This is a genomic window from Nitratidesulfovibrio sp. (assembly GCF_040373385.1).
Lineage (GTDB): Bacteria > Desulfobacterota > Desulfovibrionia > Desulfovibrionales > Desulfovibrionaceae > Cupidesulfovibrio.
Genome location: NZ_JBDXXH010000009.1, coordinates 15,794 through 40,190, shown reverse-complemented (window position 1 = coordinate 40,190; position 24,397 = coordinate 15,794). Strand labels below are relative to the sequence as shown.

At 67.9% G+C, this 24,397-nt stretch carries 20 protein-coding genes; 12 read left to right on the top strand and 8 right to left on the bottom strand.

The window, feature by feature from the left end; all coding sequences use genetic code 11:
- The first annotated feature begins 169 nt into the window (after nt 1-169).
- The 5 genes from ABWO17_RS14095 to ABWO17_RS14075 all read left to right on the top strand — a co-directional run bounded on the left by ABWO17_RS14095 (nt 170) and on the right by ABWO17_RS14075 (nt 3,508).
- Entirely contained in the window at nt 170-409 is a 240-nt protein-coding gene (locus tag ABWO17_RS14095) for a 4Fe-4S binding protein (RefSeq protein ID WP_007525344.1), read from the top strand.
- A gap of 4 nt (nt 410-413) precedes the next feature.
- Nucleotides 414-1,499: a 3-methyl-2-oxobutanoate dehydrogenase subunit VorB gene (locus ABWO17_RS14090; protein ID WP_353119600.1), complete on the top strand. Its 1,086-nt coding sequence runs from the start codon at nt 414-416 to the stop codon at nt 1,497-1,499.
- On the top strand, nt 1,499-2,290 hold the full coding sequence (locus ABWO17_RS14085) for a thiamine pyrophosphate-dependent enzyme (protein ID WP_353119598.1): 792 nt from the start codon (nt 1,499-1,501) through the stop codon (nt 2,288-2,290). The genes ABWO17_RS14090 and ABWO17_RS14085 overlap by 1 nt, the downstream gene beginning before the upstream one ends.
- Nucleotides 2,290-2,832, top strand: coding sequence for a 2-oxoacid:ferredoxin oxidoreductase subunit gamma family protein (locus tag ABWO17_RS14080; RefSeq protein WP_353119596.1), 543 nt, complete (start codon nt 2,290-2,292; stop codon nt 2,830-2,832). The genes ABWO17_RS14085 and ABWO17_RS14080 overlap by 1 nt, the downstream gene beginning before the upstream one ends.
- A 385-nt stretch (nt 2,833-3,217) precedes the next feature.
- The gene (locus tag ABWO17_RS14075) at nt 3,218-3,508 is read left to right on the top strand and encodes a sll1863 family stress response protein (protein ID WP_353119594.1); all 291 of its coding nucleotides are present in this window, start codon (nt 3,218-3,220) and stop codon (nt 3,506-3,508) included.
- A 128-nt stretch (nt 3,509-3,636) separates the two neighbouring features.
- Here the strand turns inward: ABWO17_RS14075 and ABWO17_RS14070 are convergent, their stop codons facing one another.
- The 3 genes from ABWO17_RS14070 to ABWO17_RS14060 form a co-directional block, all read right to left on the bottom strand.
- Nucleotides 3,637-4,350, bottom strand: coding sequence for an ABC transporter ATP-binding protein (locus ABWO17_RS14070; RefSeq protein ID WP_353119592.1), 714 nt, complete (start codon nt 4,348-4,350; stop codon nt 3,637-3,639).
- A 111-nt stretch (nt 4,351-4,461) separates the two neighbouring features.
- Nucleotides 4,462-5,664, bottom strand: a complete 1,203-nt coding sequence (locus ABWO17_RS14065; RefSeq protein ID WP_353119590.1) for an ABC transporter permease — start codon at nt 5,662-5,664, stop codon at nt 4,462-4,464.
- A 188-nt stretch (nt 5,665-5,852) separates the two neighbouring features.
- On the bottom strand, nt 5,853-6,338 hold the full coding sequence (locus ABWO17_RS14060) for a DUF2318 domain-containing protein (protein WP_353119588.1): 486 nt from the start codon (nt 6,336-6,338) through the stop codon (nt 5,853-5,855).
- Between the two features lie 191 nt (nt 6,339-6,529).
- Here ABWO17_RS14060 and ybaK point away from each other — a divergent pair, with 191 nt between their 5' ends.
- Entirely contained in the window at nt 6,530-6,994 is a 465-nt protein-coding gene (ybaK, locus tag ABWO17_RS14055) for a Cys-tRNA(Pro) deacylase (RefSeq protein WP_353119586.1), read from the top strand.
- Between the two features lie 108 nt (nt 6,995-7,102).
- Here the strand turns inward: ybaK and ABWO17_RS14050 are convergent, their stop codons facing one another.
- The 3 genes from ABWO17_RS14050 to ABWO17_RS14040 form a co-directional block, all read right to left on the bottom strand.
- Nucleotides 7,103-9,610, bottom strand: coding sequence for a heavy metal translocating P-type ATPase (locus tag ABWO17_RS14050; RefSeq protein WP_353119584.1), 2,508 nt, complete (start codon nt 9,608-9,610; stop codon nt 7,103-7,105).
- A gap of 460 nt (nt 9,611-10,070) precedes the next feature.
- Entirely contained in the window at nt 10,071-11,384 is a 1,314-nt protein-coding gene (locus ABWO17_RS14045) for a VgrG-related protein (RefSeq protein WP_353119582.1), read from the bottom strand.
- A gap of 312 nt (nt 11,385-11,696) precedes the next feature.
- On the bottom strand, nt 11,697-12,686 hold the full coding sequence (locus tag ABWO17_RS14040) for a M48 family metallopeptidase (RefSeq protein ID WP_353119580.1): 990 nt from the start codon (nt 12,684-12,686) through the stop codon (nt 11,697-11,699).
- A gap of 184 nt (nt 12,687-12,870) precedes the next feature.
- On the opposite strand from ABWO17_RS14040, the gene topA reads away from it, so the two are divergent.
- The 4 genes from topA (at nt 12,871) to ABWO17_RS14020 (ending at nt 18,033) form a co-directional block, all read left to right on the top strand.
- Nucleotides 12,871-15,147 (top strand): type I DNA topoisomerase, encoded by a 2,277-nt coding sequence (gene topA, locus ABWO17_RS14035; RefSeq protein WP_353119578.1) that lies wholly within the window; start codon nt 12,871-12,873, stop codon nt 15,145-15,147.
- A gap of 500 nt (nt 15,148-15,647) precedes the next feature.
- Nucleotides 15,648-16,322, top strand: coding sequence for a pesticin C-terminus-like muramidase (locus tag ABWO17_RS14030; RefSeq protein ID WP_353119576.1), 675 nt, complete (start codon nt 15,648-15,650; stop codon nt 16,320-16,322).
- A gap of 74 nt (nt 16,323-16,396) precedes the next feature.
- Nucleotides 16,397-17,176, top strand: a complete 780-nt coding sequence (locus tag ABWO17_RS14025) for a hypothetical protein (protein ID WP_353119574.1) — start codon at nt 16,397-16,399, stop codon at nt 17,174-17,176.
- Between the two features lie 74 nt (nt 17,177-17,250).
- Nucleotides 17,251-18,033 carry a hypothetical protein gene (locus ABWO17_RS14020; protein ID WP_353119572.1) on the top strand — a complete coding sequence of 261 codons (783 nt, stop codon included), beginning with the start codon at nt 17,251-17,253 and terminating at the stop codon, nt 18,031-18,033.
- Between the two features lie 225 nt (nt 18,034-18,258).
- Here the strand turns inward: ABWO17_RS14020 and ABWO17_RS14015 are convergent, their stop codons facing one another.
- Nucleotides 18,259-19,446, bottom strand: coding sequence for a hypothetical protein (locus ABWO17_RS14015; protein WP_353119570.1), 1,188 nt, complete (start codon nt 19,444-19,446; stop codon nt 18,259-18,261).
- A gap of 144 nt (nt 19,447-19,590) precedes the next feature.
- A complete protein-coding gene (locus ABWO17_RS14010; protein WP_353119568.1) occupies nt 19,591-20,670 on the bottom strand; it encodes a glycosyltransferase family 2 protein in 1,080 nt (359 codons plus the stop codon).
- A 790-nt stretch (nt 20,671-21,460) separates the two neighbouring features.
- Between ABWO17_RS14010 and ABWO17_RS14005 the strand changes: the two genes are divergently transcribed.
- Both ABWO17_RS14005 and satP read left to right on the top strand, forming a co-directional pair.
- The gene (locus ABWO17_RS14005; protein WP_353119822.1) at nt 21,461-22,966 is read left to right on the top strand and encodes a class II fumarate hydratase; all 1,506 of its coding nucleotides are present in this window, start codon (nt 21,461-21,463) and stop codon (nt 22,964-22,966) included.
- Nucleotides 22,967-23,384: 418 nt separating this feature from the next.
- Nucleotides 23,385-23,936, top strand: coding sequence for an acetate uptake transporter (satP, locus tag ABWO17_RS14000; protein WP_353119566.1), 552 nt, complete (start codon nt 23,385-23,387; stop codon nt 23,934-23,936).
- Nucleotides 23,937-24,397: the final 461 nt, after the last annotated feature.

Here is a 24,397-nt window from a genome sequence, read left to right as displayed (position 1 = left end):
CGCCGCACCCTGTCGGCCAGCGGGCACGTCTGGGTGCACGACGGCGCGAGCCACCCGGCGCACACCCCCGCCACCGGCATGCAGGTCCGGTTGCAGGGGGCACCCGGCAAGCGCTGGGTGCGCGGCACATCCACCAGCCTTTCGAACCTCCATCCCAAAGGACGGTTTCATGTCACGGGTCGTATTTCTGGACGAGCGCTGCAAGGGGTGCCTGTTGTGCACCACGGTGTGCCCCAAGGGCATCATCGTGCAGTCCTCGCGCTTCAACAGGCAGGGCTACAAGGTTGCCGAGGTACCGGCGGATGCCATGAAGGACTGTACCGGCTGCGCCTCGTGCGCGCTGATCTGTCCGGACGTCGCCATCCGCGTCATCAAGTCGCGCAAGGCCAAGAAGGCCGGGAAGGAGTAGCCCCATGCCGCACAACACAACCGACACGGGCACGCCGGAACGCATCTTCATCAAGGGCAACGAGGCCATCGCCCACGGCGCGCTGGCCGCTGGCTGCCGCTGCTACTTCGGCTACCCCATCACCCCGCAGAACGACATTCCGGAAATGATGTCCTACGCCCTGCCCGACGCGGGCGGCGAATTCGTGCAGGCGGAAAGCGAGGTGGCATCGGCCAACATGCTACTGGGCGCCGCCGCCGCAGGCATCCGCGCGCTGACCTCGTCGTCCAGCCCCGGCATCTCGCTGATGCAGGAAGCCATCTCGTACATGGCGGGCAGCGAACTGCCCGGCGTGATCGTGAACATGAACCGGGGCGGCCCCGGCCTTGGCGACATCGGCCCCTCGCAGGGCGACTACTTTCAGTCGGTGAAGGGCGGCGGCCACGGCGACTACAAGCTGCTGGTACTGGCCCCGGCCACCTGCCAGGAATGCTACGACATGATGGTGGAGGCCTTCGACCTGGCCTTCAAGTACCGCAACCCGGTCATGGTGCTGGGCGACGCCATCGTGGGCCAGATGAAGGAACCGGTCACCCCGTGGAAGCCCGCCGCCGTGCCCGCCACCGAAGCCGCTGACTGGCGACTGGAAGGGGCCAGAGGCCGCAAGCCGCGCCTGCTGAAGTCGCTGTTCCTCGAGGACGGGGCGCTTGCAGGCCAGAACCGCCACTTGCAGGCCAAGTACGCCGACATGCAGGCCGAAGCCAGGGCGGAAAGCTTCCTGACGGACGATGCGGAACTGATCGTGGTGGCCTACGGGTCCATCGGGCGCATCGCCAAGTCCGCCATCCGCAAGCTGCGCGCCCAGGGCCACAAGGTGGGCCTGGTGCGGCCGCAGACCCTGTTCCCCTTCCCCGGTCCGCTGCTGCGCGGCCTGGCGGAACAGGGAAAGCGCTTCCTGACCATCGAGCACAACTGCGGCCAGATGGTGGAGGACGTGCGGCTTTCCATTCGCGGCATCGTGGATTCGGCCTTCTACGGGCACATGCCGGGCGAAATGCCCGGCTCTGACGATTTCCTCGCGCCCATTCTGGACGCCATGGGGGGCAAGTGATGCAGGCTGACGAAAGACTGGCGCTCGCCGACGACGAGCAGATGGCCTTCGAGGTTCCCGACGTGCTGGTGGACCGCGCCACCCACTACTGCCCCGGCTGCCATCACGGCATCGCCCACCGCCTGGTGGCCGAAGTGCTGGAGGAAATGAACGTGGTGGACGACACCATCTGCGTGGCCTCCATCGGCTGTTCGGTGTTCATCTACAACTACCTGGCCGTGGATTCGGTAGAGGCTCCGCACGGGCGCGCCCCTGCCGTGGCCACCGGCGTCAAGCGGGCCCGCACGGACAAGATCGTGTTCGCCTACCAGGGTGACGGCGACCTTGCGTCCATCGGCCTTGCCGAGGTGATGCACGCCGCCAACCGGGGCGAGCGCATCACCATCGTGTTCGTGAACAACACCGTGTACGGCATGACCGGCGGCCAGATGGCCCCCACCACCCTCATCGGGCAGAAGACCACCACCTGCCCCGGTGGCCGCTGCCGCGACCGCGAGGGCATGCCCATCCGCATGGCCGAAATCATCGCCGGGCTTGGCGGGGTGGCCTATGCGGCCCGCGCCTCGCTGGACAGCGTGAAGAACATCCGCGCCGCCAAGAAGGCCGTGCGCAAGGCCTTTGACGTACAGCGAGAGGGCCTTGGCTTCGGCTTCGTGGAACTGCTGTCCGGCTGCCCCACCAACTGGCGCATGGACGCGGTGAAGGCCAATACCCGCATTCGCGAAGAGATGATCCCCTACTTTCCGCTGGGGGTGTACAAGGACGTGACCGAAGGCGAGGGGGTGTGCTGATGGCGCTCTACCAGGACGTGATCATGGCCGGTTTCGGCGGCCAGGGCGTGATGCTGATCGGCAACCTGCTGGCCTACGCGGGCATGAACGCCGGGCTGAACGTGACGTACATTCCCGTGTACGGGCCGGAAATGCGCGGCGGCACCGCCAACTGCACGGTGGTGGTATCGGACGAGGACATCGGCTCGCCCATCATCCAGCGGCCCAAGAGCCTGATCATCATGAACCAGCCCTCGCTGGACAAGTTCCAGCCCCGGCTGGAAGACGGCGGGGTGCAGGTGCTCAATGCCTCGCTGGTGGACGCATCGCAGGCCGAGGCGCGCGTGCGCACCGTGGCCGTGCCCGCCAACGACATCGCCGACAAGCTTGGCAACACCAAGATGGCCAACATGGTGGCGCTGGGCGCCTACGTGCGGGCCACCGGGGTGGTGGACCTGGACGTGGTGAAGAAGAGCCTGGCCAGCGTCATTTCCGCCCACTACAGCCATCTGATTCCCAAGAACGCGGATGCGTTGCAGGCGGGCTTCGACCACGTCGGGTAACCTGCCGAAACGACAGAGAGATACCTGCCGATAGCGACAAACCGCATCGCGCTGCCCCACCCCGCCCGCAACCGGAGCGCAACGGCAACGCGGAGCGTGAAACGCGCGAAACCCCATGCGCCGCATGGCGTTGGGGCGAACATGACAAGAAAGGACCGCCCGCCGCGAGCATTCGCGGCGGGCGGTTTTGTTTCAATGCGGGCAGCATCAAGCATATCATCAATAATTTCAGGCCGTGGCCATGGAAACTACGTGTCGTGTCGTCTGCCCGCCCTTGTCGCGTAACGCACCAGTGCCTAATTATCCGGGTGAAGGCGCGGCACGAGGCCGCGCGGATGCCGGACATTCCGGACCCACACAATCTCCAGCCACGGGAGTGCAGACCATGCCCAACACCAGGGAAGAGTACATCCGCACCCTTCGCGACAAGCTCGAACTGTGGAAGGCTCAGCTCGAGAAGCTGGAAGTGCAGGCCGCGCTGGCCAAGGCCGAAGCCCGCGTGGAATACCACGAGCAGATCACCGACCTGCGCCGCAAGCGCGACGAGGCCAAGCGCAAACTGGACGAATTGCAGCATGCAGGTGAGCATGCCTGGAAGGACATGAAGGCGGGTCTGGAGCTGGCCTGGGACGCCGTGGAGGCGGCCTTCGCCTCGGCAAAGGCGCGCTTCAAGTAGCCTTTCCATGGGCGCCGCCACCAGGGCAGCACCTGGGCATTCTGCCCTGCAATGACGACCCCCGCCCCGGTGTATCCGGGACGGGGGTTTTACCGTGAACGGGGCACGGGACTCCTCGGGAATATCCGTCAGTCCAGACTGTCCACCATCAGGCCGTCGCGCATGATCAGGGTACGGTGGGCGCGGCGGGCGTACTCCGGGTTGTGGGTAACCATCACCGTGGTCAGCCCGTCGCGGCCAAGTTCGGCCAGCAGTTCCATAATGGCCTCGCCTGTGGCGGTGTCCAGGCTGCCGGTGGGTTCGTCGGCAAACAGCACGCGGGCGTCTCGTACCAGGGCGCGGGCAATGGCCACGCGCTGCTGCTCGCCGCCGGAAAGCGCGCCCGGAAGTGAGCCTGCCTTGCCGGAAAGCCCCACCCGGTCCAGCACGCGGCGGCCCTTTTCGGCCATGGGGGCTGGCACTGGCGCAAGCACGTTCATGAACGGCAGCAGCACGTTTTCCAGCGCAGTCAGGTAGGGCATCAGGTGGTGGGCCTGAAAGATCACGGCAAAGTCGCTGTGGCGCAGGCGGTTGCGCCGGGCCTCGGACACGCGGGTGATGTCCTGCCCGTCAAACAGCACCGTGCCCGAATCGGGCAGGGTCAGCGAGGCCAGCACGTTCAGCAGGGTTGACTTGCCCGAGCCGGAACGACCCGCCACGGCCACGAATTCACCGGGGGCCACGCGCAGGGAAACACCGCGCAGCACGGGCGCGGGCGCCCCGCCATCGGTAGCCGGGTAGCTCTTGCAAAGGTCGCGCGCCTCGATGATGGGCGGGGTGTTGGCGGTGTGGTCTGAAGTCATGTGGTGCCCTTCTTCTACAGGCCGAGCTGTGCAGGGATGAAAATGGGGACGGCTCTTTGCGGCCATGCCCTGCCGCCGCCCTGAGGATTCAGGGACCATAGCGGCAATCGGCTACAGGGACACAAGAGCAGCGGCAGGCTCCACGCGCGACGCCTTCCACGCCGGAAAGGCCGCCGCCAGCACGGACACGGCGGCGATGCCGCCCGTCGTCAGGGCCAGCGCGGCAGGGCTGAACACGGGCGGGGCCACGTCGGCCATGTGCAGCAGCGCCAGCACCTTCAGGGCCAGGCCGTGCCCGGCCAGATGCCCGACAAGCCCGGCGGCCACGCCCACCAGCAGAGCCTCGGACGCGAACACGGTGAACACCCCGAAGCGCGAAAAGCCCACCGAACGCAGGATGCCTATCTCGCGCCGCCGCTCGTTGACGGCGGACAGCATGGACATGACCACCATGGCGCAGGCCGTGAGCAGGATGACCAGGCTGACCACCAGTGCCAGATGCTGGGCGAAGTGCACGGAATACATGCGCTGTTCCACCACGTGGCGCAGGGCCTTGATGTCCTGCCCCGGCAGCGCTGTGCGCAACTGGGCCACGATGTCGTCGATGGGGCAGCCCGAGCACAGGGCCGCCACTTCCACAAAGCTGGCCTTGTCCGGCAGGTTGAAGATCCGCTGCACGAAGCCGATGTCCGCCAGCAGCACGTTGTCGTCGTCGCTGCCGGTGGCCCCGATGACCCCGGTGACGGTCACCGCGTGGCCGTTGACGTTCACCACGCTGCCCGGCACAAGGCCCAGCCGCGCGGCCACGGTGTGGCCCGCCAGCGCCCCTTCCGGGGTCTTGGGGGTGGCGCCGTCTATGGCCCAGTAGCCTTTCAGCGAAAGTTCCTGCGGCCAGTCCACGCCAATAACGGCCACCGGCAGCGGGGCCACGGGTGCGGCGGTGCCGCCCGTCCTGTCCGGCGAGCCGATGCGGGCCATGGTCACCAGCTTGGGGGCCACGGCGGCGATGTTGGCGTTGAACTCGATGGACCGGATGCGCCGGGCCGTTTCGGCATGGGCCAGATGCCCCTCGTCCAGCAGCAGGTCGCCCAGGGGCAGGCCGCCGTAGCTGACGGTAAGCGTCTCGCGCGCGGGGGAAACCATGATGTTGGCGCCAAAGCTGGTCAGCTTGCGCTCCAGGCTTTCGCCCACCACGGCGGACACCTCGCGCAGGGCCACGATGGAGGCCACCCCCAGGGTGAAGATGCAGAACAGCGAAAGGGTGCGCAGCCACTTCTTGCGGGCGCAGCGCAACGGAATGGTCAGGATGTTCATGGTGTGCTCGCGGGCGGGGTTGCAGTGCGGCGTGGTCGGTCCCTGACTCCCCGGTAGGCAGGGCTGGAAACCGGGCCGGAGAAGCCGGGCAGCCCAGACAGGACCTGTCTTGACCAGACCTGTCTGGGCCATGCCTGTCAGGGCCGGAACGGGCGCCCCGTCCGCAGGGCTGTTCCCTGCGGTAAGGATTATTTTCTGGCGGTGGCGAAATACCTGGCCCCCGCCTTCAACTCCGCCACGCGCAGCAGCAGGTCGCCGCTGGCATCCATGGTGCGTTCCAGCGGATGCGGGTTACAGCCGCCGCGCACCTCGTTGATGCGCGCGGTGTTGAAGACCATGCCGCAGTTCTCGCACACCATGTTGGCCCCTTCCTGACGGTAGCCCTTGCCTTCGCGCCAGCACACGTCGCAGGCGTCCAGCGCGGCGCGGGGGGTGCCGTCGGGGCCCTTCACCACGAAAAAGCGGATTTCGGTGGTGCCGTCCTTGAGGGCATAGAACTTCGCCGTGGGGGTGATGTCGGCGGCCTTGATGCGGATGGTTTCGCCTTGCGGCTGCACGGTTTCGTACTTGCCGCCGAACCCGAAAAAGGCATGGGCGCTGGTGGATATTCCCAGCGGGGCAAGCGGGGCCAACACCACGAGGGCGACCGGAAGGATCAGACGAAAAAGCTTCATGCACTGCTCCTGAAAAATAGGGACGTACCGCCTCACATAGGCATGCCCGCCAAGGCGAGCAACCGCTGACCGGTCGGAAAGCCGTGGCTAGCGTTGCGCGCCGGGCGCAACGGGGGTATGGCGCGGTGTCGGCATCCTTCGTCCCCGCTGGCCCGCGCCAGCCTTCGACCGCATCCGCAGGGAGGACCCACATGACTCCGGCCATCGACCGCGCCAAAAAGGCCAAGATCGCCTACACCATCCACGAATACACCCACGACCCGGCGGCGGAATCCTATGGCCGCGAGGCGGCGGACAAGCTGGGCGTGGACCCGGCCCGGGTGTTCAAGACCCTGGTGGTGGCCGCGGGCGACGGGCTGGTGGTGGCCGTGGTGCCCGTGCTGCACCAACTGGACCTGAAGCAGTTGGCCCGCGTGGTGGGCGCCAAGAAGGCCGCCATGGCCGACGTGGCCGTGGCCGAGCGCGTGACCGGCTACGTGGTGGGCGGGGTAAGCCCGCTGGGCCAGAAAAAGCGCCTGCCCACGGTCATCGACGCTTCCGCGCAGGAATACCCCACCGTCTACGTCAGCGCGGGGCGGCGGGGCGTGGAGATAGAACTTGCGCCAGCCGACCTTGCGGCGCTGACCGGGGCCGCATTCGCCGAGGTGGCGGCCTGAACCGCCCTTCCCCACCCACTTGCCCGCAACAAAAACGCAACGCGGGGCGGCCACCCGCCCCGCGTTTTGATTTGCCATCCTGCCCGGCCATTGCCGGTCAATCCATCCTTATGCCCTGGGCCGCAGCAGACGCAGGCCGTTCATGATCACCAGGAACGAGCCGCCGATGTCGGCCACGATGGCCATCCACAGGCTGGCCACCTGAAACACCGCAAGCCCCAGAAACAGCGCCTTCAGCCCCAGGGCAAAGCCGATGTTCTGGCGGATGACGCCCAGGGTGCGGCGCGAATGGCGCACCAGCCACGGCAGCTTGCCGAGGTCGTCGGACATCAGGGTGATGTCGGCGGTTTCGATGGCCGCGTCGCTGCCGATGCCGCCCATGGCGATGCCAAGGTGCGCGGTGGCCAACGCGGGCGCATCGTTGACGCCGTCGCCCACCATGGCCACCCGTTCGCCTTCGGCCACCAGCGCGGCCACGGCGGCGGTCTTGTCGGCGGGCAAAAGGTCGGCCCGGATGTCGGTCACGCCGCAGGCGGCGGCCACGCGGGCGGCAGTGGCCGCATTGTCGCCGGTCAGCATGACCACCCGGCGCAGCCCGGCGGCGCGCAGGTCGTCCAGTACGCTGCGGGCGTCGGGGCGCAGATCGTCTTCCAGTTCCATGATGGCGGCAAGGCCCGCGTCGTTCCACAGCAGCACCGAAGACCCGGCGTCGGCGTCGTCAGTGTCGATGCTCTCCGCGCTGCCGTGCCCCCCGGCGGCGTCCCGCGTCCCCTCTGACGGCCCATCCTGCTCGAAAAAGCGGCGGTTGCCGATACGCCAACGCGCGCCGTCCACCACGCCCTCGGCCCCCAGGCCGGGCAGGGTGCGGTGGTCCACAGCCACGGCGCCATCATCCGGCCCGGTCCCCAGAACCTGTCGGGCATGCTGCACGATGGCGCGGGCCAGGGGGTGGCTGCTGGGGCCTTCCAGCGCGGCGGCGATGCGCAATGCGGACGCGGCATCCCGTACCTGCGGATGTCCGTCCACGGGCAACACACGGGCCACGCGCGGGCGGCCCAGGGTCAGAGTGCCGGTCTTGTCGAAGGCGATGGCCGTCAAACTGGCTGGCAGTTCGAGAAACGAGCCGCCCTTGACCAGCACGCCGTTGCGGGCCGCGCTGGTCAGCGCGGCCACGATGGACACGGGCGTGGAAATGACCAGCGCGCACGGGCAGGCAATGACCAGCACCACCAGCGCCTCGTACACCCACGCCGACCATGCCCCGCCGAAGAACAGCGGCGGCACCACCGCCACCAGCGCGGCCACGGCCAGCATGGCCGGAGTGTACACGGCGGCGAAGCGGTCCACCCACTGCACGGCGCGGGCACGGCGCGACTGGGCCGCCTCGACCATGTGCAGGATGCGCGCAAGCGTGGTGTCCGACGCGGCGCGGGTGGTCAGCACCTCCAGCACACCGCCGCCGTTGATGGTGCCCGCGAACACCGGCTCGCCCACCCGCTTGGGCACGGGCATGGATTCACCGGTGATGGGCGACTGGTCGATGTCCGAACTGCCCGCCGCCACCGTGCCATCCAGGGGCACGCGGTCGCCCGCGCGCACCAGGATGCGCGAACCCACGGGCACGTTTTCCACGGCTGTCTCCACGGGGGGACCGGGCAGGCCAGCGGGCAGCGACAGCAGCAAGGCCCGCGAGGGCGAAATATCCAGCAGGGCGGCAATGGCCGAGCGTGCCCGGTCCACGCTCCACGATTCCAGCTGGTTGGCCACAGCGAACAGGAACGCCACCGAGGCCCCCTCGAAGAACTGGCCGATGGCCGCCGCGCCGATGACCGCCGTGACCATCAGCAGGTTCATGTCCGGGCGCAGGGTGCGCACCGAGTGCAGCGCGCGCGGCAGTACCCGCCAGGCGCCCGCCACCGCCGCCACCAGCCACAGGGCCAGGGTGGCCGCATGGGGCACGCCCGATTCCGCGAACACGGCCAGCAGCGAGCCGGTGCGTGCCCACTCCACGCCGATGCCCGCCGCAAGGGCCACGCCGCTCAACGCGCACAGCAGCAGCGAGGACTGGCGCTGCCACAGCGCGGTCAGACCGGACGGCAACAGGGACAGCAGGGCAGAAGGGGCGTTGCCGGAGGAGGGCACGTCGCACGCGCCGCCGCAGCACGCGCACCCGGCCAGGGCCGGAATCTGCGCGGGGCGGGGGGCAATGGCATGGGCGTGTACATGCGCAGGGTCGGAGGCAGTGACGTGAGTGTGGGCAGAGCCGCAGCAGCCGTCATGACCATGACCGCCATGGTCATGCCCTGCCTGGCCGATGTTGCCAGCCGGATGCGGCTGGCAACATCCGTCCGCGCAGGCGTGACTGGCCGACGGTAACGAACCCGGCACCACACCGGGCCTGCCTGCCGCCTCGGGGGCGGCGCGCATGCCGGTGCGGGCCACGGCGGCCACCACGTCGTCGGGGCGCAGGTCAAGTCCGTCCATGTCCACGCGCATGCGGCGGGACAGCACGTCGAATTCCAGCCGGTCGGGGCTGCCCACCAGCGGAGTCAGTGCACGCCGCAGGATGCTCACCTCGTTGGCGCAGTCCATTTCCTCGATGCGAAAGGCGGTCATGGCGGTTCTCCGTGAAAAAAACGTCGGGGCGCACGCGCCACCCGGTCGTTGATTCTGTGTGCACATATGAACACGTGTTCATATGTGCACAGTATGTGGGAGAAGCCACGGTGTCAATCGCCCGGAATGACCAGGCAGGAAAAAACCACGCCGGGTCACCCCACCCCGTGACGAACAGGCAGTGAAACATAAGAATCCTGACCGGTTCTGTTGCGGGCGGGTCGGAAACGCCGCTGCACGGCAGGAGGGGGGGGGGAAACGGCCCGAACGGATGCGTACGGACGCAGACGGGCGCGCCAAAAGACCGACACCCGGACTATCACCGGAAATCGGCTGTTGGCGCGCAACGTTGCGTCTTGGGGGGCGAGGGCGCGGCGGGTGGAGCCGCCCCGGCCAGGCGGGGTCCAGACCTGTCCGAACCTGACCGGATCTGGCCGGGGCTGTGATGATGCCAGCCGCGCTACGCGCGGTTCTTGCCGTCGGTCATGGCCAGGGCCAGCTTCATCTCGCGGTCCAGGCGGTTCTGCACCGCGGCCTGCACCCGTTCGGACGAGGACCCGAACTGGCCGGAGCGCACGGCGTACACCTCGCGGATGAGCTGCTTTTCGAAGTTGCGGCCCGCCCTGGCGGTGCCCGCCTGCACGGCGGCGGCGCCCTGCCCGCTTTCCTGCGGCGCAGACTGCTGCTCGGCCATGTTGTCCAGCGCGCGGGCAAAGATGCGGGTGGCCCCGGCTGGCCCGTGTTGCACGGCGGTGCTCCACAGCACCTCGCGCAACGCGGGGGACAGCGCCCCCTTGTCCAACCCGGCGGCACGGCTTACGGCCTGCAACGCGGGCGCGTAGTGGCTTTCATGGATGAACTGTTCTTGCAACGCCTCGAACCGGGCCGGTTGCTCTTCGGCTATTTCGCGCCATGCACGCGGCATTTCGCCGGTCTTGCCGCCGGTATTGGCGGGCCCGGCTGCTTCGAGCCGCGAGGCGATATCCGGCGCGGCCTGGCGGGCAAAATCGAGAAAGCGGTCCATGGTCCCGGCCCGCGACGAAATCTGGTACTTGCCGTACGAGGTGCCGCCGTGCCGGTCGTAGCCTATGGCGGCAATGCCGTCCTCGCCCGACTCGAACTGCGCGGACAGCCCCCCAAGGTCACCAGCCGAAGCGCCCGCACCGTCACGCTGTCCGGACTTGTCCGTCCTGCCGGAACGGTCGCGCCGCGCGGCCTTGCCCGCGCCAGCCTGCGCGCCGCCGCGCCCCGGGCCGCCGGCAACGGTCACCGCGGGCGCACCGCCCCCCATGCCGCTGCCAACGCCGCCCATGCCGCCCATGCCAGAGGCCGCCATGTCCAGGTTGCCGGAAAGGGCCATCAGATTGCGCGAGGTCATGGCCCCGCGCAATGAATCAAGCCCGCCCGTCCCGCCTTCCATGACCTTGGCCAGGGTGGCCAGCGCGCGGGAATTGACGATGTCCATGGCCGCGCGCGAGGCGCGGTCATCGGCAGCCAGGGCATTTTCGGTCTGGCCGCCCGCCGCCGTCAGGCCGGGCAGGGCCGCCAGTTGCGGCGAGGACGCAGCCCCGCCGCCAAGTCCGCCCGCAAGCACTCCCCCCAAGGGTGATGCGCCCGACCCCGCGCCCTTGGCGAGCAGCGCGGCGAAACGCGGATCGGCGGCACCGCGCTGGCCTGCCCTGGGGGCGGCCCCGGCGCGCCGGGTACCTTCGGTGGCCCGCCCTTCGACCAATGTCTGAAGGGCATCCATGGAGATGTTCTTTCCGTAGGCCATGCGCAATCCTCCTGCCGCCGGGGGAACGGAGTGGCGGCGCAAAGGGCAAAGCAAGGGGAATGCCAGCATGGACACACTGCCTTGCATGACGGCAGGTTGCGGGGACGCTACGAACGTCGAACACCGGCAGGCGGGCGGCTGGGGCGGTGCCTGCGTCAAGGCGCCGACGGGCAGCGGAAAGAACAGCAAGGCCGCGCACCGGATCGACGAGCTGCCGAGCACCCGACCATGGCCCGTCCGCCACGCACCCACGCGAAAGGCCCCGCGCGGATGCACGGGGCCTTGGCATTGCAGACAACGGCGGACGTCCGGCTACTTTCCGGCGAGGGCGGCGCCACCAGGGCCGGTACCGGCACCACGGGCCTTGCCGCCCGCATTCTCCCCGGCGGTTCCGCCGGAACTTCCGCCGGAACTTCCAGAGGCCCCGTCATCACGCGGACGGTAGTAGCGCATGGCCTCTGGCAGCATGGCCCGTAGCGCGTCGATGCGCTTGGCTTCCGTGGGGTGGGTGGACATGAAGTCCGACTTGCCCTTGCCGCCCGCCTGCTTGAGCATCTTCTGCCAGAATTCGATGGCCGCATGCGGGTCGTACCCGGCCTTGGCCATGAGCAGCAGCCCGATGTGGTCGGCCTCGTACTCCATTTCGCGGCTGTTGGGCAGCATGACGGCCATGTTCATGGCCCCGGCGTAGCCGTCGCCCACGGCCTGCGCCGCCTGCGACGAGCCGCTGGCAGCGGCCACGCCCACCATGGCGGCCAGCTGGCCCACCTGCACCATGCGCGCCCGGCTCATCTTCTCGTTGCTGTGCCGGGCAAGGGCATGGGCCACCTCGTGCCCCACCACGGCGGCCAGTTCGGCGTCGGTGTCGGCAAGGTCCAGCAGTCCGGTGTACACGGCCACCTTGCCGCCGGGCAGGCAGAAGGCGTTGACCACGTCCTTCTCTATGGTGTGGAATTCCCAGCGGTACTGGGGGCGTTCGGCCACGGCGGCAATGCGTCGGCCCACCCGCTCCACGCGGGCGGATTCCGCCGTGCCGGTGACCTCCCTTTCCTTCTTCAGCACCTGCTGCATGGCGGCAAGGCCCATCTTGGCCTCGTCCGCCTCGGAATACATGATCAGCTGGCTGCGCCCGGTGTAGGGGGCCTTGGCGCACCCGGCGAGCCCCAGCAGCAGCACGCACAGCGCAAGACCCGCCATGCGGAGGAAACCGCGCGCGGGGCCATGCGGGCTTTGGCCCATACCCCGGCTCATGTCCCGTTCCGCATACCGGATCATATCCCTGTCATTGACGAACGATTGCATGTGGTTCCACCTCGTGGACCCGCCGTCCGCCGCCACGGGGCGAACCCGCGCGGCTTGACGGAATCGTCGATTGCCGTATTTTCCCCTACCTGACGGGGCCGAACGCGGCCCTCTTCCGGCGGGGCTTCCGGCACCCTGCCGGAAACGCGCCCCCAATAGCGTATTTTCCCGGAAAGGAACAGTCATGGGCAAGGACCTGATCATCGTCGAATCCCCCGCCAAGGTGAAGACCATCAAGAAATTCCTTGGCGGCAACTACGCCGTGCATGCCAGCGTGGGCCACGTGCGCGACCTGCCCACCAGCGAACTGGGCGTCGACGAGGCCAACGGCTTTGCCCCCCGCTACCAGGTCATAGACGGCAAGCAGAAGGTGGTTTCCGCCCTCAAGGAAGCCGCCGCCAAGGCCGACAACGTCTACCTTGCGCCCGACCCCGACCGCGAGGGAGAGGCCATTGCCTGGCACGTGGCGGAACTGATCCGCGACAAGAACCAGAACATCCGGCGCATCCAGTTCAACGAAATCACCGCCCGCGCGGTAAAGGAAGCGCTGGACAATCCGCGCGAACTGAACCGCAACCTGTTCGACGCCCAGCAGGCCCGCCGCGTGCTGGACCGGCTGGTGGGCTACAAGCTTTCCCCCCTGCTGTGGAAGAAGGTGAAGCGCGGCATTTCCGCCGGGCGCGTGCAGTCCGTGGCCCTGCGCCTGATCGTGGACCGCGAGACCGAGCGCCGTGCCTTCAACCCCGAGGAATACTGGCTGTTCCGCGCGCGCCTGGCCGGGGCCACCCCGCCCCCCTTCCGGGCCGACCTGCACAAGCTGCACGGCAAGAAGCCCGCTATCGGCAGCGCCGAAGACGCCGCCGCCGTGGAAGCGGCCATGCAGGGCCAGCCCTTCGTCATCACCGGCATCGACGAAAAGGAACGCCAGCGCCAGCCGCAGCCCCCGTTCATCACCTCTACCATCCAGCAGTCGGCCAGCCAGCGGCTGGGGTATTCGGCCAAGCGCACCATGAACATCGCCCAGCGCCTGTACGAAGGCGTGGAACTGGGCGAGGCGGGCACCGTGGCCCTGATCACCTACATGCGTACCGACTCCGTGCGCATTGCGGACGAGGCGCGCGACGCGGCGCGCGAATTCATCGCCGCCACCTGGGGCGACGATCACCTGCCCGCCAAGCCCCGCCAGTTCAAGACCAAGGGCGGCGCGCAGGACGCGCATGAAGCCATCCGGCCCGTTGACGTAAGCGTGACGCCCGATTCGGTGCGCCACCTGCTGCCGCCGGACCAGTTCCAGCTGTACCGGCTGGTGTGGCAGCGCTTTGTGGCCTCGCAGATGGCGGCGGCGCGCTTTCACGACACCACGGTAACCATTGCCTGCGGCCCCGTCGAATGGCGGGCCAAGGGCGAACGGCTGCTGTTCCCCGGCTTTCTGGCCGCGTCCCCCCAGAAGGAGGCGCAGGAAGGCGAGGAAGTGGCCGAAGGCGACCTGCCCAAGCTTTCCGTGGGCGAGGAACTGACCGCCCTTTCCGTGGAAAAGGAACAGAAGTTCACCCAGCCCCCGGCCCGCTACACCGAAGCATCGCTGGTGCGCGAACTGGAAGAGCGCGGCATAGGCCGCCCGTCCACTTACGCGGCCATCATCTCCACCCTGCTCGACCGCGACTACACCCGGCTGGAGGAAAAGCACTTTGCCCCCACCGATCTCGGGGCCGTGGTGTGCGACCTTTTGGCCGGGCACTTCACCACCCTGATGGACGTGGACTTCACCGCGCAGATGGAAGGATCGCTGGACAAGGTGGCCGAAGGCGAACTGGACTGGGTGAAGCTGCTGGAAGACTTCACCGGCGGGTTCAACCCCGTGCTGGAACGCGCTTCCCAGGCCATGGATACCGTGAAGGGCGGCCTGCCCAGCGGCATAGACTGCGAAGTGTGCGGCAAGCCCATGGTCATCAAGTTCGGCAAGGCAGGCACCTTCCTGGCCTGCTCCGGCTACCCGACCTGCCGCAACACCAAGAACTTCACCCGCGACGAAAAGGGCAACATCCAGGTCGAGCAGAAGCTGCGCGAAGAGCCGGAAAAGGTGGGCACCTGTCCGCAATGCGGCGGCGACCTGGTGCTGAAGAAGGCCCGTACCGGCAGCCGGTTCATCGCCTGCACCAAGTACCCGGACTGCACCTATACCGCACCCTTCTCCACCGGCGTGCCCTGCCCGCGCGAAGGGTGCGAGGGCGTGCTGGTGGAAAAAAGCTCCAAGCGTGGCAAGATATTCTATTCGTGCAGCGCCTACCCCAAGTGCGACTACGCCCTGTGGGACTGGCCCGTGCCCGGTCCGTGCCCGGACTGCAATTCGCCCCTGCTGGTGATCAAGAACACCCGCGCCCGGGGCCGCCACATCGCCTGTCCGGAAAAGACCTGCAAGTATTCCCGCGATCTGGACGAGGACGGCGGCGGCGAGGAATAGCCCGCCGACAAGAACCGGGAAGAAACGACATGAGGAGCGGGGCGCTGCCCCGCACCCCGCAAGGGGGCCGCGCCCCCTTGACCCCTTTATGGGGAGCGTTTTGAGTTTTCCATCAGCAAAATCCCCCGCCACGGCATGTGGCGGGGGATTTTGCGTTGCCTGCCACGCCGGGGAAGACATTCGGAGCGAAGCGGCCCAGCCATGGGAAGCGCCGGGCACGGCAGACGGGGGGGTCGCCTCACGTCAAGCTCACGTCTTGGTCCATCATGGCCGAGCCGCCCTCGGACGGCCTTCCCACCCCCTTCCCGCCCTCTTGCGGGCCGCGCCACGGAAAAACCGTACGCTAGCCTGCCGGTGCACTGGCGCGTGCCGCCGCCCGGATTGGCCGGGCGTACCCAGCCGAACACCCGGCCGGAGCGGACGTGCCGCGTTGACACCAGGGAGGGGCTCTACGTATGCCGAATAACGAACTTCGAAAGATCGTTAGCGCGCAACCCGGAGTGTCCGACGGCAAAGGCGGCAACGGCGTTCTGGCCGTCCCCGACAAGCCGGAGGACATCAACCGGATCACGGCGGACACGCTGCACAAGCTGGAAGGCAATGTCCTGTACGCCTACATCCCCATGAAGGACGGCAAGCCCATGGACAAGAGCAGCGCTACCATCGGGGCGGGGGTCGACCTGGGGCAATGGAGAGCGGAAAAATTGCAGGAAATCGGTGTGCGTGACGACGTAATCAAGGCTGTTAGTCCTCTGCTTGGCAAAAATGCCACGCAGGCGAAACAGGAAATGGAAAATCTTAAAGGAAAAGGCATGGTTGTTAGGCTCACCCCCGAGCAGGCCAGCCACCTCAACGAGAAGATGTTCACCCATTTCAACGACAAGGCGCAACAGCAGTACAACACCGCCCCGCACAACACCGACGCCCAGGGAAAACCTGTCCGCAAGTTCGAAGAATTGCCCAAGGAAATGCAGGCCACCATCACCTCCGTGCTCTACCAGCACGGCAGCACGGAGAAATTTCCCAAATTCTGGGAGCACTCCACCAAGGGCGACTGGAAAGGGGCCATCAAGGAATTGCGCAACTTCAGTTCCAACCCGGACTACAAGTACCACCCCCGCCGCAACACGGAGGCCGACCTCATGCAACAGGGCCTGGACAGGCTGCGCCAATGACGCACCCCGCAAGCTTCCTGCACATCACATTCCGGGGGGCCGCACGGCCCCCCCGTCCTCGCCGCACGCGGCCCATGCTGCTGGCGCTCGCCCTGTGGCTGGCCTGCCTTGGGGCGTGGCTTCCTGTGCATGCCGAACCGTTGCCCGCCATGCAGCGGGTGCCCGTGGTGGCTCCGGAACCGCATATTTTCAGGGGGTTCGTGCAGGACAATCTGCATTGGCTGCAACGTCCCGGCATCGTCGATGCGCAAGGGCGCTACCCAATGGCCGACGCAATACCTGCCGGGGAGTACGCACCGCAGTCCTTTGCCCGCGAATTGTTCGAACGCGCCGACCTCACGACCTTCCCGTCCGCGTTCCTGCCCGTGGCGTCGGGCAAGCCAACCCTTGCCGACCTGGGCATTCGTTATGAGGCCGAAGAGCCCGATACCTTGCTCGTGGAGGACAAGCCATTTGGTCACAATCCGCAAGTTAGCCTGACCATCCCCCTCATGGCCTCGCTGGACTGGGATGGCAACGGCGTCCGGGACTGGCTCTTCGGGTGCCGCATCCTGTTCTATAAGCCATACCTGAGCCTGGGATCCTTCCTGCTGGTGCTCAACCCCAAACCCACCGGGCCGCTTGATGTCCGGCTGGCTCGCGTCTCCTACCGGCAGCCAGACAACATCCGCAAGGTAACAACCTATTTCGGCACCGCCGCGCGGGACTACCTGTTCACCATCATGCGGGACAGACTGCCCGCCATCTATCCCGGCTGGACACCGCCCGCACGGGCGGAAGACCTGCCCTGGCGCGACGCCCCCGGCATGGAAGGCGTGGGCTACGTCGAACATGTGGACGAGGGCAAAAAATGACGCACCCCGCATCTCTCTTGCACATCGTCTTCCGATGGGCAGCACGGCCCCCCCGTCCCCGTCGCGCGCTACCCATGCTGCTGGCGCTCGCCCTGTGGCTGGCCTGCCTTGGGGCATGGCGCCCGGCGCATGCCGAACCGCTGCCCGCCATGCAGCGGGTTCCAGTGGTGGCACCGGAACCGGAATTCTTCCGAAACTACATGCAGCGAAACCACGGATGGTTCCAACGGCTGGGCATCATGGACGCGGAAGGCCGCTATCCAATGGTTGACACCATTCCCGCCGGAGAATACGCGCCACGGTCCTTTGCCCGCGAACTCTACGAACGCGCGGACCTCACCGCCTTCCCTTCCGTGTTCCTGCCTGCCGCGTCTGCGAACAAGGCCACTTTTTCAGCCTTGGGCGTTCGCTATCAGGCCGAAGAGCCGTACATCCTGTTCATTGAAGACAAACCATGGGATCAAAACCTGCAAATCAGCCTGACCATACCTCACATCGGTTCACTGGACTGGGACGGCAACGGCATCCGTGACTGGCTGTTCAGTTGCCGCATCCTGCTTCACAATCGCAATGTGGACCTCGGCTCCTTCCTGCTGGTGCTCAACCCCCAACCCACCGGGCCGCTCGACGTGCGGGTTCTGCGCGTTTCCTATTCGCCACCCGATGGCGTACTCAATTTTACTCGATACTTCGGCACCGCCGCGCGGGACTACCTGTTCACCATCATGCGGGACAAACTGCCCGCCATCTATCCCGGCTGGACCCCGCCCGCGCGGGCGGAAGACCTGCCCTGGCGCGACGCCCCCGGCATGGAGGGCGTCGGCTACGTCGAGCATGTGGACGAGGGCAAAAAATGACGCGCAGGCAACGAAAAGGGGCGGCAGGCTTTGCGCCCCCGCCCCGCATGACAGCATAACTCTGGAACGAACGAAGAAATCAACGTCCGGCGGGGCAACCCGCGTGACAGAGGCCACCGCAGACGCCGTGCACTGCGGCCCGCACTTCCGGTCGCCCTGCCGCGCTGTTTCCCTGTCCGCTTACCCCTATCCGTGCCGGCACACCGCCGTTCGTCCCTACTCCTCCTATTCTCCCTTGATGACGATGGACTCGCCCGTGGCCAACACCACCGAGCGCACCGTGGATTGCCCGGTCAGCCGCTCCGCGTTCAGCAGCGGGACATCCTTCGGTTCCGCCTCGTCCAGGTCGATGACCCACGATTCGGCAAACGCTTCGCCTGGTCGAATCTGCATGCCGCGCACCAGCTTCAGGGTGCGCAGCACCCGCCCGGCCTCGTCCCGTATCGCGCAATCCACCACCACCCGGCCAAGGGTCTGCGCGCCCTGGTTGGCCCCGGTCACCTGCACCACCAGGGCCTTGAAATTGCGCCCCCCGGACAGGGTGTCTATGCCCACCAGGGTGCGGTCCAGGCGCACCAGCCCGGCCAGCCGTTCGGCGATGCGGGCGTTTTCCTCCGCCGCCTCCGCGCGTTCGCGGGCGCGGATGCGTTCCAGTGCGGCGGCGTGCGCGGCCAGTTGGCCGCCCGGGTCCACAAGGCCGGTCACCTTCCAGCCGTCCTTGCCGTTGGTCATCTCCACCCGCAGGTCAAGGGTGGTTTCCAGCGCCTCGTTCTTCACGGGCACCACCACCTCGGCCTTGTCGCCCGCGCGCTCCGCTATGGCCGGGACGAACGCCCCCACCTGCTCGCGGAAATCGGGCGGCAGCAGGTCCTCGCGCTTGCGCTCGCCCGCCGCGCCCACGGGCAGGGCCAGCAGGGATTGGCGCAGCACGTCGCGCAGTTGCGCCGTCTCGCGGGCATCGGGGGCCGATGTCCCCTGCACGCCCGAAGCCTTCAACTGTACCGCCAGCAGCTGATCCACCACCCTGTCCAGGTCCACGCGCCGTTCAAAGGCCGCCGCATCGCCATTGCGAAAGGCCAGCACCAACTGCTCCACGGCGGTTTCCGGGCTGTTGGTCTTGACCCACCACCAGCCGCCGCCAGCGGCACCCCCCAGCACCACCAGCCCGGCCACCGCGAACAGCACGATGCGCAGGGCACGCCTGGACAACCCTTTCTTCTTGCCGGACGTGGCATCGGTGCCGTCCGCGGATGGGGTTGCGGGTGCCCCGGAGACCGGGGCGGCAGGCTTTGCCCCATGCGATCCGGCAGGCGCCGCAGCGCCGTCCAGCGAGTCCGGAGCGGCGATGAGCAGGTCTCCCCCGGCAGGCTTCTTCTTGCGGGAAAGGAAGGGCAGCTTGAACGAGAATCCCATGGATGTCTCCGATTGCGGCATTGCGGAATTACGGAAATGGGGGGGCAGGGCCTGCGCGACGGGCAGGAGCGCTCTGGTCCGACTGTCCACCCCGGCGCAAACGGCACGGGCAAGGGGACAGGACCGACACGACGGCTGGCGGAATCAGCCCAGCACTTCGCCCAGGCCGCCGCACACGGCCGCCAGTTCGTCGTTGCCCACGGCAAAGGACAGTGCGGCGGCAAGATCGAAGGGGGGCGCGGCGGCAAGGTCGGTGGGCAGCGGGGCATGCCCCAGTTCCGTCAGGTCGGCGCACAGGGCCGAGCCCAGTTGCGGCCACGGGGCCAGAAAGGCCGCCGCCGCATGGCGCAACGCGGCGCGCGCGCCCTCGCCCCCCGCTCGGCCCGCCGCGTGGGCCACGGTATCGAGCAGGGCGTGCAGGGCATACAGCAGGTCGAAATAGAGCAGGCGCGGGTCTGCCGCGCGCGAGCGCAGCATGCGCTCGCGCATGGAGTACAGCACCACGTTCAGCACCTCGTCCAGCGGGCGGCCCTCGTCCAGTGCGGCCTTCATGTGGTGGCCCTGCCAGCGCCAGCCCCGGCGCACCATCTGCAACCGCCCGATGCGCCGCACCTCGAAGGCCTCCACCCCGTCCACGGCCCACAGCAGATAGCCGTTGTCGCGCAGGCGGCGCGAAAGGTAGGCGTCCTGGCCGTAACGTTCCTCGTAGCCGGAAAAGCCGCCCACGGCCTCGAAGGCATCGCGCCGGGCCAGCCAGGCCCCGCCGGGCAGGAACGGCACGGAACCGGACGCCCCCCGGTTGAGGGTATAGGTCAGTTCCAGGTAGCGCGAGAGCAGGTCGTCGCCGGTGCGGGGGCGGATGGCCGTGCCCGCCATGCCCACGCCGGGCCGGGCCGCCGCGGGCAGGCACACTGCCAGCCAGTGCGCGGGAAAACGGATGTCCGCATCCACCGAAAGAATGAACCGGGTGGTGGCGCGGGCCGCCCCCAGCGCGCGGGCGTGGGTATTGCCCCGGTTTTCCGGCACGCGCACCACCTCTATGTCGGGCAGGCGCTCGGTCACCTCTTCCGGCAGGTCCAGCGCGAAGGGGTGCGCCGAGCCGTCGTCGATGACCACGATGGCGGAAGGCATGGCCGTCCAGCCGGTGACGGACGACAGCAGCCCCCGGACCAGTTCGTGGTCGTCGTAGGTATAGGTGACCAGGGTGACGGAAACCGTGCGCATGGAAGCCTCTTTCCGGAATCTTCGCGTGGCCGGGGTGGCGCGGACCAGCATGCCGAAAACAGCGACAACGCCGAAAACCGGGCTGGCGTCACCAGGTGTCGCTGACGGCAGGCCCGGCATCTGCGCCGGGCCGGGCAACCGTGCCAAGGCGCACAGGGGGCGCCCCGGCTGCGATACGGTGCAACTGTATGTATTGAAGCAAATGCGGCCATTTCCGCAAGGGGAAACCGCGCGAATGGGGGAAAATACGCACTCCGCCGGGTGCGGCGCACGCACGGGGGCGGGACACCCGCCGGGCGCGCAACCGCATTGCGCATGCACAAGGTACGGCGGGGCGACGCGGGTCTGCCCCCGGTCACAGGCGGTGCGCAAGGCCGGGAAGGAGAGCAATCCCGGCCGGTACCGCCCCGTCGATTCCCCGGACTGTTCCCCAGACGAGTCATCGGGTGACGCACGGGGTGACGCTCCGGGCGACGTGCCGGACGACTCACCGGACTGGCGGACATCGGACGGAGCATCGGACGGGGCCGGTCGGGCTGGACAGACGGGACAGGGCCGGGCTGGGCTGGACAGGGGCGCGCAGGCGGCGCTAGGGTACATGATGCGGGGTATGCCGTGTGCGCCGCCCCCGTGCCCGCCCCCCCCCGCATGACACCCCACGGAGGACGCCATGCCCCACATGCCAGATCAGCCGGGTCAACCAGACCAGCCAAGCCAGCCGAATCGGCCCGAACAGCCCACCGCCGCCCAGCCCGTTCCCCGGCCCGGCCACCGTCTGGAGCGGGACAGCATGGGCCTTGTGGAGGTGCAGCAGCACCGCCTGTGGGGCGCGCAAACCCAGCGTTCGCTGGACAATTTCCGCATCGGGGCCGACCGCATGCCCCTGGCCGTGGTGTACGGGCTTACGCGCATCAAGAAGGCCGCCGCGCTGGTCAACCGCGACCTGGGCCTGCTGCCGTCGCCCCCTCCCGGCCAGTCCGGTCAACGGGGCCTGCCGCATATGGCCGAGGCCATCGCCCGCGCCGCCGACGAGGTGCTGGCGGGCCTGCACGACGACCATTTTCCGCTCTCCGTCTGGCAGACCGGCAGCGGCACCCAGACCAACATGAACGTCAACGAGGTGCTGGCCAACCGGGCCACGCAACTGCTGGCGGAAGCGGCGCAGGGAACAACTGCGTCCGGCGTCCAGTCTGCGCCTGCCGGGCAGCCCCCCGTCCAGCCCCCCGTGCATCCCCCAATACATCCCCCAATCCAGCCCCCAATCCATCCCAATGACCACGTGAACCGTTGCCAGTCATCCAACGACGCCTTTCCGGCGGCCATGCACCTTGCCGCCGCGCTGACCCTGCGCGACCACCTGCTGCCCGCCGTGCGCCACCTGCGCGATGCGCTGCGGGCCAAGGCCACCGCCTGCGCCGACATCGTGAAAATAGGCCGCACCCACTTGCAGGACGCCGTGCCCCTGACCTTGGGCGACGAAATGTCCGGCTGGGCGTCCCAACTGGACGCCTGTCTGGAAGGGCTGGACGCGGCCATGCCCCACCTGTGCCGTCTGGCCCTTGGCGGCACCGCCGTGGGCACCGGCCTGAACGCGCACCCCGCCTTTGCCCCGCGCGCCATCGCCCTTCTGGCCGACATGACCGGCCTGCCGCTTACGCCCGCGCCCAACCCCTTTGCCGCGCTGGCCGCCCACGACGGGCTGGTGCTGACCAGCGGCGCGCTGCGCGCGCTGGCCACGGCCCTGCTGAAGATCGCCAACGACGTGCGCTGGCTGGCGTCCGGCCCGCGCTGCGGCATCGGTGAACTGCGCCTGCCGGAAAACGAGCCCGGCTCGTCCATCATGCCCGGCAAGGTCAACCCCACCCAGTGCGAGGCCCTGACCATGGTGGCCGTGCAGGTCATGGGGCTGGACGTGGCCGTGGGCATGGCCGGGTCGCAGGGCAACTTCGAGCTGAACGTGTTCAAGCCGCTGATCATCCATAACGTGCTCACGTCCATGCGCCTGCTGGCGGACGGGTGCCGCTCGTTCGCGGACCATGCCGTGGCGGGCATGCAGCCCGACCGGGCGGGCATTGCCGCGCACGTGGGCCGTTCGCTGATGCTGGTCACCGCCCTTGCGCCGGTTGTGGGCTACGACCGGGCCGCGCAGGCGGCGCATCTTGCCCACACGCGGGGCATCACCCTGCGCGAGGCCTGCCTGGAAATGCAGTTGCTGGACGGAGCGGCATTTGACGCGGCGGTGGACCCGTTGCGCATGGCCAGGCCGCATGACCGGCAAGAAGGGCAGGAACGGTAAGCCCCGGACGGGCGACGCAACATCGGCGGGCAGCACCATGACCCGTGAAAGCGCACACTCCCGCGCATCTTGCGTGCTTGTCCGCATCCGGGCATAAGCGCGCCATAGCCCCTCGCAGGGTCCGGCCCGGCAGCCGGACCACGCGGCCCCACAGGGTGCGGACCGCCAACCCGCCAACCCCGGCCGCGCCACGCCGCATCGCATCGCCGTTCCACCGGTACAGGTTCGCCGCCCGCACCGCCGCGCCCATCCCGTGCACATTCGGGGCAAGGGGCAGGCGGGCATCCATCGCGTCGGCGTTCCGCCATGGCCGCGCCCGCATGCCGTTCCGTGCCCTCGGAACCCGGCAGGCCGCGCGTTGCGCCAGTTGCCCGGCAACGCCGACGCACCCACCCCATCCGCAGCAACGAGGAAGACAATGGAGACCAAACTGGCCAACCCGGCCCCGCTCGGGCTCATGGGCTTCGGGATGACCACCATCCTGCTCAACATCCACAACGCGGGCTTCTTTCCCATCAGCTCGATGATCCTCGCCATGGGCATCTTCTACGGCGGCATCGCGCAGGTCATCGCGGGCATCATGGAATTCAGGAAGGGCAACACCTTCGGTACCACGGCGTTCACGTCGTACGGATTCTTCTGGCTGACGCTGGTGGGGCTGATTGTCATGCCCAAGCTGGGCTGGGCCGAAGCCACCCCGCACGCCTACATGGGCTGTTATCTCGCCATGTGGGGGCTGTTCACCTTCTTCATGTTCCTGGGCACCCTGAAGGGCAAGACCACGCTGAAGTTCATCTTCCTGTCGCTGACCGTGCTGTTCGCCCTGCTGGCCATCCGCGATTTTACCGGCAGCGAGCTGATCGGCACCATTGCCGGGTGGGAAGGCATCGTGTGCGGCGCAAGCGCGTGTTACCTGGCCATGGCCGAGGTGCTGCACGAGCAGTATGGGCGGGTGGTGTTGCCGTACTAGGTAGTGATGGGGGGAGGGGGCTGTCGCCTGAGGTGGAGGGGATGCGCCTTGATGGCGCGGCTTCTACGAAGACAGTCCCGCGTAATTGATACCCCTCGATAGGGAATGAAAGGGGTGGTGCGCGATTGCACCCGGCTTCTACGAAGGCACGTTCGCCCTTCTGCCCACGCTCGATCTCGTTATGCCTCCGGCGGGCAGGGGGCCGTGTAACGACGGCCCCCTGCACCCCCGCGTTCCGGTGGCTCCGCCCCCTGGACCCCCGGCGTCTCCTGCACCGCATTCTTCCCGCCGCCAGATCACCCGAAGGCGCCCAGCGCCGGAGGGAAGCTGGCGGCGAAAGGAATGCGGTGCAGGAGACGTGTGGGTAAAGGCACCCATGCGCCATAAAGACAATGGGAGATTCGTGCGCATTGGCGTCACCGGCGGCAGATCACCCGAAGGCGCTTTGGCCGAGGGAAGCT

Coding starts and splice junctions, on each gene's coding strand:
- ABWO17_RS14095 (WP_007525344.1), top strand. CDS start 170: ATGTCACGGGTCGTATTTCTGGACGAGCGCTGCAAGGGGTGCCTGTTG.
- ABWO17_RS14090 (WP_353119600.1), top strand. CDS start 414: ATGCCGCACAACACAACCGACACGGGCACGCCGGAACGCATCTTCATC.
- ABWO17_RS14085 (WP_353119598.1), top strand. CDS start 1,499: ATGCAGGCTGACGAAAGACTGGCGCTCGCCGACGACGAGCAGATGGCC.
- ABWO17_RS14080 (WP_353119596.1), top strand. CDS start 2,290: ATGGCGCTCTACCAGGACGTGATCATGGCCGGTTTCGGCGGCCAGGGC.
- ABWO17_RS14075 (WP_353119594.1), top strand. CDS start 3,218: ATGCCCAACACCAGGGAAGAGTACATCCGCACCCTTCGCGACAAGCTC.
- ABWO17_RS14070 (WP_353119592.1), bottom strand. CDS start 4,350: ATGACTTCAGACCACACCGCCAACACCCCGCCCATCATCGAGGCGCGC.
- ABWO17_RS14065 (WP_353119590.1), bottom strand. CDS start 5,664: ATGAACATCCTGACCATTCCGTTGCGCTGCGCCCGCAAGAAGTGGCTG.
- ABWO17_RS14060 (WP_353119588.1), bottom strand. CDS start 6,338: ATGAAGCTTTTTCGTCTGATCCTTCCGGTCGCCCTCGTGGTGTTGGCC.
- ybaK (WP_353119586.1), top strand. CDS start 6,530: ATGACTCCGGCCATCGACCGCGCCAAAAAGGCCAAGATCGCCTACACC.
- ABWO17_RS14050 (WP_353119584.1), bottom strand. CDS start 9,610: ATGACCGCCTTTCGCATCGAGGAAATGGACTGCGCCAACGAGGTGAGC.
- ABWO17_RS14045 (WP_353119582.1), bottom strand. CDS start 11,384: ATGGCCTACGGAAAGAACATCTCCATGGATGCCCTTCAGACATTGGTC.
- ABWO17_RS14040 (WP_353119580.1), bottom strand. CDS start 12,686: ATGCAATCGTTCGTCAATGACAGGGATATGATCCGGTATGCGGAACGG.
- topA (WP_353119578.1), top strand. CDS start 12,871: ATGGGCAAGGACCTGATCATCGTCGAATCCCCCGCCAAGGTGAAGACC.
- ABWO17_RS14025 (WP_353119574.1), top strand. CDS start 16,397: ATGCTGCTGGCGCTCGCCCTGTGGCTGGCCTGCCTTGGGGCGTGGCTT.
- ABWO17_RS14020 (WP_353119572.1), top strand. CDS start 17,251: ATGCTGCTGGCGCTCGCCCTGTGGCTGGCCTGCCTTGGGGCATGGCGC.
- ABWO17_RS14015 (WP_353119570.1), bottom strand. CDS start 19,446: ATGGGATTCTCGTTCAAGCTGCCCTTCCTTTCCCGCAAGAAGAAGCCT.
- ABWO17_RS14010 (WP_353119568.1), bottom strand. CDS start 20,670: ATGCGCACGGTTTCCGTCACCCTGGTCACCTATACCTACGACGACCAC.
- ABWO17_RS14005 (WP_353119822.1), top strand. CDS start 21,461: ATGGGCCTTGTGGAGGTGCAGCAGCACCGCCTGTGGGGCGCGCAAACC.
- satP (WP_353119566.1), top strand. CDS start 23,385: ATGGAGACCAAACTGGCCAACCCGGCCCCGCTCGGGCTCATGGGCTTC.